Source organism: Porphyromonas sp. CAG:1061, from assembly GCF_000435035.1.
In the GTDB taxonomy this organism is placed as follows: domain Bacteria; phylum Bacteroidota; class Bacteroidia; order Bacteroidales; family Porphyromonadaceae; genus Porphyromonas_A; species Porphyromonas_A somerae.
Map to the genome: position 1 here is coordinate 1,739 of NZ_HF988862.1, position 239 is coordinate 1,977.

Consider the following 239-nt stretch of genomic DNA (forward strand, 5'->3'; position numbering starts at 1 on the left):
CGACAATATGATTATAATCACTAATGTCTGTAAGAGTGGTTTTGCTATCAAATTCTATTTTGTTATTGCTTCCTTCCAGCACTTTGCTACTTGACATCCCTGTCTCTGATAGATGGGTCTTATACCCATCCCATGCAATATTTAGAGTGTGGGTTAAGGATGGAATAAAGTCTACACCAAACGAATAATTAATCATTTGTGTATTGCTTGGATACGAGATCAGATGATTATCTACCTCA

Annotated in this window: 1 protein-coding gene; it reads right to left on the reverse strand. The window is 36.0% G+C overall.

Annotated features, from left to right (window positions below; genetic code table 11):
- Window positions 1–196, reverse strand: a 196-nt coding sequence (locus QVO39_RS01585; protein WP_288171462.1) for a hypothetical protein, incomplete at its 3' end; no start/stop codon positions are given.
- Between the last annotated feature and the right edge of the window lie 43 nt (window positions 197–239).